We start from the raw sequence: 9,989 nt of genomic DNA, 5'->3' as shown, positions 1-9,989 counted from the left end.
CAGGTTTGCTACGCTGTAGTCACGCACGAAACCATTCAACTCAGGAGAGTGATTATGAGTCAATCAGAACACCGTTCACTGGGCCTCAGCGGCATCAAAGTTCCCACCCTGACCTTTGGCGGCAACGTATTTGGCTGGACAGTCGACCAGAAAACGTCTTTCTCGCTGCTGGATGCGCTGGTGGAGAAGGGGTTGTATTTCATCGATACCGCTGATGTATACTCACGCTGGGCACCGGGTAATAAAGGCGGCGAGTCTGAGACCATTATCGGTAACTGGCTGAAGCAGAGCGGCAAGCGCGACCAGATAGTGCTGGCAACCAAAGTCGGCATGGATATGGGCGAGGGGAACACCGGTCTGGCACCGGCTTACATCCGCCAGTCAGTGGAAGATTCGCTGCGTCGTCTGCAGACCGATTACATCGATTTATATCAGGCGCACCGCGATGACAGTGACACACCGCTGCAGGATACGCTGCAGACTTTTGATGCGCTGATTAAAGAAGGCAAGGTGCGGGCGATTGGCGCTTCCAACTATTCCGCCAGCCGTCTGGCTGAAGCGCTGAAGGTCAGCAAAGACAACGGGATTGCCCGCTATGAAACCCTGCAGCCGGAATACAATCTCTATGATCGCGAAGAGTATGAAAGCGGCCTGGAGAAAGTTGCGCACGATAACGGTCTGGCGGTGATTAACTACTACTCTCTGGCCAGTGGCTTTCTCAGCGGGAAATACCGCAAGCCGGAAGATGCCAGCAAAAGTAAGCGGGGTGACGGCGTGGTGCAGAAGTACCTGAACAAGCGCGGCCTGAGTATTCTGGAAGCGCTTGATCAGGTTGCTCAGGCGAATAACGCCACGCCAACACAGGTTGCGCTGGCCTGGCAGATTGCCCGCCCGAGCATCACCGCACCTATCGTCAGCGTGACTTCACTGGTGCAACTCGATGAGCTGACTAAAGCCGCCACGCTGAAGCTCAGCGATGATGACATCCGCGAGCTGTCGGAAGCCAGTAGTTACTGAATCAGGCTAACTTCAGCGGGTCAGCCGCTGAAGAAGGGCTTTATCAGCGGAACATCACCTGAGCCCAGCGGGCCAGACCGGCGGTGACGGAACCAAAGTCATCGCCACTGGTCAGCGGGATATCAGGCAACTGCTGTTGCAGCGCCTGTCGCAGAACCGGCGAGCGGGCGCTGCCACCAGTCAGATAGATCACATCCGGCCGGGTGCCACTCTCGTCCAGCGCCAGTTTTACCTGCTCCTGAATTCTTTCCAACGGCTGTGCAATTGCGGTTTTCAGCGTATCCACGGTGATTTCCGTTGCCAGCGACTGCTCAATAAAGTTCAGCGCGGAAAGCGTCTGCGGCTGTTCAGACAGCGCAATCTTGCTCTCTTCCGCCGCACGGACCAGACGATAGCTCAGGCGCTGCTGCCAGACTTTCAGCAGGCGCTTCACCTTCTCCGGCTCCTGCGCGTCGCGGATCAAATCCTGAATCAGCTTGCGGCTGGCGGTCGCGTAGAAGTCGCTCTGTGCCGGAACGTCGTTGATCGCCACGGCGTTCCACCACGGCAGCGCGGGCAGGGCGATACCTTTCTCCGTTGCGCCACCCAGGCCCAGCAGCGGCATCAGCTCTTTAAAGGCCAGCATGATATCCAGATCGTTTCCGCCCACGCGGCAGCCGCTGTGCCCCAACAGGCTGCCATTGCGGTCAGATTTATCCTGCCATTGCGGGCCCATCAGCAGCATCGAACAGTCGGTGGTTCCCCCGCCGATATCCACAACCAGCACGCGCGTCTCCGCCTGCAGGGTCGCTTCATAATCCAGTCCGGCAGCGACCGGTTCAAACTGGAACGCCACTTCTTTAAATCCTGCACGGCTGGCCGCACGGGCCAGGATGCCCTGCGCCTGGCGGTTGGCTTCATCGCCACCCAGCCCCTGGAAGTTGATCGGGCGGCCAATCACCGCCTGGGTGATGCTGTCATTTAACTGCTGTTCTGCTGTCTGGCGGATATGCAACATCATCGCGCAGACCAGATCCTCAAAAAACGCCACCTGCTGCGGCTTCAGGCCGCTGGCACCGAGAAAGGATTTCGGGGATTTGACGAACCAGACGTCTTCCGGATCGGCCATATAGTGAGCCAGTGAGGCCAGACCGAACTGCACGCTGGCTGGCATGACTTCAATATCTTCTTCCCGGTTGAGTGTGATGGCCCGGCGCAGGATCGCCTGGGTATCCGCATCCGGCGTGGGCACCTGGTGATGACGGAACAGCCACTCGCTGACCGAATCGCGGGTCGGAGCACACAGCATAGAGGGCAGTAATGTGGAACCGTTTTCCAGCGGCAGCAGTGCTGGCATGCCTTCGCTCATAATGGCTACCGAGCAGTTTGCCGTACCGTAATCAAAGCCGATAAACATTCGTCCCCCTCAACTGGCTATGAAAAAAAGGGGCGACTTTAGCCCAGGCCCGAAAAGAGAGCAAGAACCTTGCGCTATTTTATCGCAAAGTCACTGTTGTTCAGCAGCGCGCTGAGCGGCTGCCTGTCGGCGATTGCTCCGCCCCAGACGCAGTCCACGCCAATGGTGGAGAGGGTGGTCAGCGCCACCGGGAGTTCGGCCGGGCCAGCCAGCGTGGCGATATTCAGGCGCTGAGCATGACCCTGCAGGATGGACACCATCATTTCATCCATCAGGTTGCAGTGGACGTTGGCTATCAGGTCGTGACTCAGGATCAGATAGTCAATCAGTTCGACGGGGAGCTGGTTAAAGGCATCCAGATTGCGGCCAAAGTTGTTCAGCACAATGCCACAGCCACTGTCCCGCAGGTGCTCAACGTTTCGTCTCGTCTGTTCATCCGCATTCAGCAGGGCCTCTGACGGCAGCGAAAAATACAACCATTTCCCTGGCAGGTTGGCGCGACCACTTAGTGCTGTCGTTTCAGCAATAAAACTCTCATCGTGCAAACCGGCAGCAGAGAGTGGCAGGATCACGGTCAGTTCTTTGCCGATCACCCCAGCAGCGTATTGCTGGAAGAACTCCACCACCCGTTTGCGATCCAGTGCGGCCATCAGATCGTCATCGTGCAGTCCGGCGCGGAAACTGACTTCATCAATTTCCTCTCCCTCAGGCGTGAACAGTTGCATCTCTGCCAGATAAAAGCTGACTGACTGAATTTTGCGGGGTGGGGCAACCGCCCACACCCTCAGCCGCATTGGCTGCTGAGCAATAATCCGTTCATTCTCTGCCCGCGACAGGGCGGGTTTCAGGTCACTGAGCAGATGTGATTCAAACACTGACAGCTGACCGCGTCCACTGTGCTTGGCGTTGTAGCAGGCGAGGTCAGCCTGGGCCATCACCTCGCTGGCGCTGCAATTGCTGTCATCCAGCATGGTGATACCCGCACTGGCCCCGACGCGGTGCAGACGGCCTTCCCACAGGAAACGGTAATCGTTTACGGCTTTCACGATGCGGTCCGTCACTTCACGTGCGTTGTCTGGCGGGCAGTCCTGCAGCAGTACGCCGAACTCATCGCCGCCCAGACGCGCAAGAAAGTCGCTGCTGCGCAGATGGTGCTGCATCATGCCGGAGATTTCCCGCAGCAGTGCATCGCCCGCTGCATGACCCGCGCTGTCGTTCACCGCTTTGAACCGGTCCAGGTCGATAAAAATCAGCGCATGCTGGCGGTTCTGCTCGCTGGCCGTTTGCAGCATCTGTTTGAGCCGCTGCTCAAAGCTGACGCGATTGGGCAGGCGGGTCAGCATATCGTGCGAGGCGCTGTAGCTCAGTCTGCGCATCATCTCGCGGGATTCGCTGACGTCCTGAATGACGATCACGCTGCCAATGTTATCGCCCTCAAGGGTTTTCAGCGGCGTGATGCTGTAATGAATGTCGAACTGATCGCCTGAACTGCTGTGCAGCACCAGCTCCTGCTCCAGCTTTGACGCGGATTTGGACTGAGTAAGTTCGCACAGCAGCCGGTTTTCCATTTCCGGCCCCAGGCTGCCATGGGTAATTCGCAGAATGTCACCGATCGGTTTTCCTGCGGCGCTCTCCTGCTTCCAGCCGCTCATGCTTTCGGCGACCGGATTCATAAATGTCACCCGCATCTCTTCATCGGTACTGATCACTGCTTCACCAATCGCATCAAGCGTGATGTGCATCCGCTCTTTTTCCTGGTAGAGCGCGTCGGTCAGCCGCCGCATGTTAGTGACATCCTGATTGATGCCCAGCATTCTCTCAACGTCGCCTTTGTCATCCAGCATCATCATGGCCTGGCTGTGGATATAACGGGTGTCGGTTGCGGTTTCAATGCGGAACACCAGGTCAATGGGCGAAGAGGTTTTAACCGCGTCGTCAAAGGCGTCAATCGCCATCTGCCGGTCAGCAGGATGCAGGCTGTTGGCCCAGGTCAGGTAGGTGGCGAGGCCATTTTCCGGTAACCCGTAGATCTGGAACATTCGCTTATCCCAGCTCATTTTTCCGGTCTTCAGGTTCCAGTCCCATACGCCAACGCCGCCCGCTTCATTCGCCAGGGTGACGCGCTGCATCAGGAGGCGGTTAACTTCTTCGGTTTTCTTCAGATCGGTAAAATCTTCAATCTGGGAGATGAAATAGAGCGGTAAATACTCGCTGTCACGCACCAATGATACCGCCAGCAGCGCCCAGACAATCTGGCCATCCTTGCGGAAGTAGCGTTTTTCCAGGCTGTAGGTTTCAATATCGCCTCGCAGTAGCGCATTCACCTGAGCCAGATCGACATCCAGATCTTCAGGGTGGGTAATCTGCTGGAAGTCCATCGCCTTCAGTTCACATTCCTGATAGCCAAGTAGCGTACAAAGTGATTTGTTCACCTGCAGCCATTTGCCCTGCGGCGAGACCAGCGCCATGCCAATAGCGGAGTACTCCATAGCGGTACGGAAACGGTTTTCACTCTCTGAGATGTGCTTTTTCTCTTCACGGAAAGAGTGCATCACCAGCGCCATCATATGGCTGGGGATAATGGCCAGCAGAAACGGCAGCCAGGGCATATTAGTGACCACGCCACCATTTTCAGAACTCATATCCAGCAGATGCAACGCCAGCATCAGCATCATCATGGAGAGCGTGGCGAGGAAGACAATAAACGCCTCAAGACGCGGCAGCCGGATTGCGCTGTAGAACAGGACGACCATCACAAAGGTGAAAGGCCAGGGCAGATAGCGCAGTACGCAGTAACACACCACCACCGTGCTCAGCAGCGTCAGCAGGGTTTCAAACAGCTGATTCTGGTTGATGGCTTTACGCAGATAGTCCCGCTGCCACAGCAGGCAGACCGGCCCCAGTGCCAGCATGCCGATGCTTTCGGAGATCACCCAGATGGAGACAAAACGGAAGCTGGCGTGCCCGCTGGCGCTGAGCATCCAGCAGGCAAGCAGGCCACCCACCAGTGGCGTAAACAGCCCGACCGCTACAAACATTTTGCTCCAGCTCAGCAGCGAGTCCAGTGGAGTTTTTCGGTCCAGTAAAGCGCGGAGCAGCAGGCCGCCCAGCAGAGCCTGGGCCAGATTGAGGAGGGGAAACCTTATCGCCGTAAATGAATAGCCCAGCACCAGTGCATTGGCCACGGCGATCCCCAGCACGCAGCAGGCCAGCTGCAGGGGCAGTAATTTATTGGGCTGGCGGAAGACCAGGATGGTCATCAGGGCGGTGGAAAACCACAAAGGAGAAATCTGTCCGCTGACTTTTATTAACTCAACACAGAACAACGTCAAAGCGAAAGAGAGTACGCCAAACATCAGCGCGTTGGCCCACGGAGAAGAGGTGTGATCGGGTGCTAAAAAGGTCTCAGTCGTCATTCACAAATCCAGCAGGGCAACGGTTATGTCAGCTCGATCCAGGTTATTTTTGGCATGCTAACATAACCACCCTGGAATGCTTGTGGTAATTCAATTTACCCCTGTATTCGGACGATTGACGACCTGTTCTGCCGCAAATCGCAGGCTTACTGACGCAGCTTCAGCAGTTCGGAGCGCGTCCAGGCATGGTCGATGCCGGCAATCTGCACCGAAAGGCGTTGCAGAAATTGCTGGGTGGTGGCAATCCGGCCGTGGCCCATCAGTAAAATCGGCACCAGCAACGCTACGCACAGCTGGCCGGTGGAGAAGCCTTTCAACTCCGAACGGCGCTGGCTGACCAGGAATGCAGTACTAAGAGTAAAGCCGAGGATCAGACCGGTAATCACTTCGCTTTTGGAGTGATAGTTGAGGAGCAGGCGGGAAACACCCACCATCAGAGGGATCAGGTAGCCAATACCAATGGCGACGAACCGCCAGAAACTGGGGAGGCGTCCGCTGATCAGCCACAGCATCACCGGCCACAGGGTGGCGGACATCGCGCTATGGCCGCTGAAGCCGGTAAAGTTGAAGCGGGCGCTGCCGATGCCGAAACCCAGGAAAGCAATTTTAGACAGGCTGACAATAGCGCCAGCGGTGCAGAAAACCAGCGCCCAGTACCAGACGGCACGGCGGTCGCTGTTTTTCCAGGTGATCAGCAGAGCCATAATCACCGCGGTAGGGATAAGCAACATGCTGTCGCCAAAGTAGGTCAAAATATGCAAAATATGCCAGGACACCAGAATTCCTTATGACTAAAAACGTGAAGTCAGTCTCATTAACATCAGTTTAACCTTCATCTGCAGGGGCGTATAACGGTAAAGTCTGAAAAGCTTTTTCACTCCATTTCACTGGCATCAACCCCCCGAAATCCTTATAATTACGCGCGAATTCATCCTCTCCATTGTCTCTGACAATCCGTAACCAGGTCTTTAATTTATGACTGATAAGTCGCATCAGTGCGTCATCGTAGGTATTGCCGGCGCCTCAGCTTCGGGAAAAAGTCTTATTGCCAGTACCCTCTATCGCGAAGTACGCGAGCGGGTGGGCGACGAAAATATTGGTGTCATCCCCGAGGATGCGTATTACAAAGATCAAAGTCACCTGACTATGGATGAGCGGGTAAAAACTAACTACGATCACCCCAGCGCGATGGATCACAGTCTGCTGCTGCAACACCTGCAGATGCTGAAAGCCGGGAAGCCGATTGATCTGCCAGTTTACAGCTATGTTGAGCATACCCGTACCGGGCAAACTCTGCAGCTGAAGCCTAAAAAAGTGATTATTCTGGAAGGGATCCTTCTGCTGACCGATGCGCGTCTCCGTCAGGAAATGAATTTCTCTATTTTTGTCGACACGCCACTGGATATTTGCCTGATGCGCCGCATGAAGCGTGACGTTAACGAGCGAGGCCGCTCAATGGATTCGGTAATGGCTCAGTACCAGAAGACCGTCCGCCCGATGTTCTTACAGTTTATTGAACCTTCCAAACAGTACGCCGACATCATCGTGCCTCGCGGCGGTAAAAACCGCATTGCGATTGATATTCTCAAGGCGAAAATCAATCAGTTCTTCGAATAGCCCGGCTGACTCCGGTAGCCGCTGAGAGGTTGCCGGTCCCTGTACAGGATGTGCAGTGGTGCAGAGCCGGATAGCTCACTTTGACTTTTATGGAGTACCCCGATGAGATTATGCGACCGCGATATTGAAGCCTGGCTGGATAATGGCCAGCTGGAGATTTCCCCTCGTCCGCCGGTTGAACGAATCAATGGCGCGACTGTTGACGTGCGCCTGGGCAACCTGTTCAGAACCTTCCGCGGTCATACGGCGGCCTTTATTGACCTGAGTGGCCCGAAGGATGAAGTCAGCGCCGCGCTGGATCGCGTGATGAGCGATGAGATTGTGCTGGCCGAAGGCGAGGCCTTTTTCCTGCACCCGGGAGAACTGGCGCTGGCCGTGACGCTGGAGTCCGTTACGCTGCCCGATAACCTGGTTGGCTGGCTGGATGGGCGATCGTCGCTGGCCCGTCTGGGACTGATGGTTCACGTCACCGCGCACCGCATTGATCCGGGCTGGCAGGGCCGGATAGTGCTGGAGTTCTATAATTCAGGTAAGTTGCCGCTGGCGCTGCGTCCGGGCATGCTGATTGGCGCGCTGAGTTTTGAGCCGCTTTCCGGGCCTGCCGCCCGTCCTTATAACCGTCGTCAGGACGCGAAGTACAAAGGACAGCAGGGCGCGGACGCCAGCAGGATTGATAAGGATTGATTAAGGGGAAGGCATGAGAAGATTCATTACCACGCTGGCGATTTTGCTGGTGGTAATTGTGGCCGGAATGACTGCGCTGGTGCTGTTGGTCAATCCCAATGATTTTCGCGCCTATATGACCCAGCAGGTTGAACAGCGCAGCGGTTACCGCCTGGCGCTCAATGGCGATCTCCGCTGGCACGTCTGGCCGCAGCTCAGCATTCTCTCTGGCCAGATGACCCTGACCGCCCCGGGTGCACAGCAGCCGCTGGTCAGCGCCAGCAACATGCGGCTGGATGTCAAGCTGCTTCCTCTGCTTTCCCATCAACTGGCGGTAAAACAGGTGATGTTAAAAGGGGCGGTGGTCCGCCTGACGCCGGACAGCGAAGCACAAAGCCCTGCCAATGCGCCGGTCGGGCCCGCTGATTCAGCTCCGCCGGAAAGCAGCCACGGCTGGAAATTTGATATCGACCAGCTGCGCGTGGCTGACAGCCTGTTGATCTGGCAGCAGAGCAACGGCGAGCAGCTTAACGTGCGCGATCTGAACCTGCAGCTTTCGCAGAATCAGCGGCGGCAGGCACACATTGAAATGAGCAGCCGTATCAGCCGCGATCAGCGTGAACTGCTGGTCAGTCTCAATGCTGATGCGGATCTCAGCCGTTATCCTCAGCACCTTTCTGCGATGATTAACCAGCTGGATTACCAATTGACCGGGGCCGATTTGCCCACCGAGGGGCTGAAGGGGCAGGCGAAAATGCAGGCCGACTGGCGGGGTGATAACCAGGCCTTCAGCCTGAAAGAGATGGCGGTCAGCGCCAATGACAGCCAGCTTGAAGGCAGCGCAAGCGGTACGCTGGCCGGGCGGCCACAACTGAAGATTGCTCTGCACTCGGCAATGCTGAATATGGATTCGCTGCTGGGGCTGGAAACCGCGAACGTCAGCAACACGCAAGGCGTGGAGGCACAACGCTCCGGCCCGGGACCGGTGATTTCACAGCCGACGGAGCATGACAATGCCGATTCACCGCTGAATGCGCTGGACGGTAGTCTGACGCTGGCGGTTGACAAGATGCGCTGGCGCGGGATGGACTTTGACCAGGTGGCGCTGAATGCCAGCAGCACTAATGGTCTGCTGAAGTTAGCCACGCTGAGCGGTAAAGCCGGTAACGGGACTTTCTCGCTGCCGGGCACGGTGAATATTCGCAGCCCGCAAACGCAGGTTGCTCTTCAACCCTTACTGCAGAATATTGCTGTTGCGCCGCTGTTGAAGGCCTTTGATATGCCGCAATCCTTAAGTGGCGATCTGTCGCTTACCGGTAATTTCAGCGGAACCGGCCTGACGGTACCGTCATTCAAGCGCGCCTGGCAGGGGAGTGCAGAGCTGAGTCTGAACAATGCGCAGATGGCCGGTCTGAACTTCCAGCAGATGATCCAGCGCGCAGTTGAACGTAACAGCAGCCGGGTTCGCGGTCCGTCGAAAACGGAAGACGGCAGCAATCTGCAACAGATTAAAGGCAGCGCTAAGCTCAACAACGGCCAACTGACGTTTGGTGATTTGCAGGGGCACTCCTCAATGCTGGACTACAGCGGGAAGGGCGGTGTGAACCTGGCGGATCAGCAGGCGGATATTACCTTTGGCGTGACGGTGACCAAAGGCTGGCAGGGCGATGATGCGCTGGTAAGCCGATTGCAGCAAACGCCGGTGCCGCTGAGGATCTACGGTCCGTGGTCGTCGCTGAACTACTCTCTGCAGGTCGATCAGGTCCTGCGGCAGCAATTGCAGGACGAAGCGAAGAAACGGCTGAAGCAGTGGTCGGACCGTAATCAGAGCAGCGACAAGAACAGTTCGGTGCAGAAGCTGATCAAGGATTTATAACCGT

General features: G+C 56.5%; 7 protein-coding genes. 4 read left to right on the top strand and 3 right to left on the bottom strand.

All coding sequences use genetic code 11. From position 1 onward, the window contains the following. Positions 1-54 precede the first annotated feature (54 nt). Positions 55-1,017 carry an aldo/keto reductase gene (locus GSQ70_RS16540; protein ID WP_158783556.1) on the top strand — a complete coding sequence of 321 codons (963 nt, stop codon included), beginning with the start codon at positions 55-57 and terminating at the stop codon, positions 1,015-1,017. Between the two features lie 43 nt (positions 1,018-1,060). On the opposite strand, the gene yegD is transcribed toward GSQ70_RS16540, so the two are convergent. From yegD to GSQ70_RS16525, 3 genes are all read right to left on the bottom strand, one after another. Continuing rightward, positions 1,061-2,413: a molecular chaperone gene (gene yegD, locus GSQ70_RS16535; RefSeq protein ID WP_158783555.1), complete on the bottom strand. Its 1,353-nt coding sequence runs from the start codon at positions 2,411-2,413 to the stop codon at positions 1,061-1,063. A 74-nt stretch (positions 2,414-2,487) separates the two neighbouring features. After that, on the bottom strand, positions 2,488-5,829 hold the full coding sequence (locus tag GSQ70_RS16530; RefSeq protein WP_158783554.1) for a diguanylate cyclase: 3,342 nt from the start codon (positions 5,827-5,829) through the stop codon (positions 2,488-2,490). A 146-nt stretch (positions 5,830-5,975) separates the two neighbouring features. After that, positions 5,976-6,605: a phosphatase PAP2 family protein gene (locus tag GSQ70_RS16525; protein WP_370521073.1), complete on the bottom strand. Its 630-nt coding sequence runs from the start codon at positions 6,603-6,605 to the stop codon at positions 5,976-5,978. 199 nt (positions 6,606-6,804) lie between these two features. On the opposite strand from GSQ70_RS16525, the gene udk reads away from it, so the two are divergent. From udk to asmA, 3 genes are all read left to right on the top strand, one after another. Beyond that, positions 6,805-7,446, top strand: a complete 642-nt coding sequence (gene udk / locus GSQ70_RS16520; RefSeq protein WP_158783553.1) for a uridine kinase — start codon at positions 6,805-6,807, stop codon at positions 7,444-7,446. Between the two features lie 102 nt (positions 7,447-7,548). Beyond that, positions 7,549-8,130 (top strand): dCTP deaminase, encoded by a 582-nt coding sequence (dcd, locus tag GSQ70_RS16515; protein WP_158783552.1) that lies wholly within the window; start codon positions 7,549-7,551, stop codon positions 8,128-8,130. 13 nt (positions 8,131-8,143) lie between these two features. After that, positions 8,144-9,985 carry an outer membrane assembly protein AsmA gene (gene asmA / locus GSQ70_RS16510; protein WP_158783551.1) on the top strand — a complete coding sequence of 614 codons (1,842 nt, stop codon included), beginning with the start codon at positions 8,144-8,146 and terminating at the stop codon, positions 9,983-9,985. The last annotated feature ends 4 nt before the right edge of the window (positions 9,986-9,989 follow it).

The organism is Pantoea sp. BAV 3049, assembly GCF_009765445.1.
GTDB lineage: Bacteria > Pseudomonadota > Gammaproteobacteria > Enterobacterales > Enterobacteriaceae > Erwinia.
This window is presented reverse-complemented; position numbering and strand designations above follow the sequence as displayed.

Bases quoted from the DNA above. Each gene is read 5' to 3' on its own strand.
- yegD (WP_158783555.1), bottom strand. From the start codon at position 2,413: ATGTTTATCGGCTTTGATTACGGTACGGCAAACTGCTCGGTAGCCATT.
- asmA (WP_158783551.1), top strand. From the start codon at position 8,144: ATGAGAAGATTCATTACCACGCTGGCGATTTTGCTGGTGGTAATTGTG.
- dcd (WP_158783552.1), top strand. From the start codon at position 7,549: ATGAGATTATGCGACCGCGATATTGAAGCCTGGCTGGATAATGGCCAG.
- GSQ70_RS16530 (WP_158783554.1), bottom strand. From the start codon at position 5,829: ATGACGACTGAGACCTTTTTAGCACCCGATCACACCTCTTCTCCGTGG.
- udk (WP_158783553.1), top strand. From the start codon at position 6,805: ATGACTGATAAGTCGCATCAGTGCGTCATCGTAGGTATTGCCGGCGCC.
- GSQ70_RS16540 (WP_158783556.1), top strand. From the start codon at position 55: ATGAGTCAATCAGAACACCGTTCACTGGGCCTCAGCGGCATCAAAGTT.